Below are 256 nucleotides of genomic sequence, written 5' to 3'. Positions count from 1 at the left end.
AATCACTTGACGAAGGTCAAGAGGTTTCTTTCGAAGTTGAAGAAGGCCAACGCGGACCGCAAGCAACTAACGTTACTAAACTTTAATTTCCTTAGAGGATTTGCTGATGCAAATCCTCTTTTTTTATTTTTTTTGAAATTACCCTTTCTTTCTTCCGATGAGCATGGTATATTATTAAGTAATTATTGTTGTTCGGTGGAGATACAAAGTTTACGCTTTAACTCGATGAAATTGATCACGGTAGTAATAATCAGTG

Annotated in this window: 1 protein-coding gene; it reads left to right on the top strand. The window is 35.5% G+C overall.

Annotation, left to right across the window (positions count from 1 at the left end):
• Window positions 1–86 (top strand): cold-shock protein (locus KNP96_RS16650; protein WP_214771847.1); only part of this gene is annotated, 86 nt, incomplete at its 5' end.
• Window positions 87–256: the final 170 nt, after the last annotated feature.

The sequence above is a fragment of the Exiguobacterium sp. s133 genome (assembly GCF_018618595.1).
Taxonomy (GTDB): Bacteria; Bacillota; Bacilli; order Exiguobacteriales; family Exiguobacteriaceae; genus Exiguobacterium_A; species Exiguobacterium_A oxidotolerans.
Note: the sequence above shows the minus strand (reverse complement) of the source record. Positions and strands in the feature narration are given on the sequence as shown.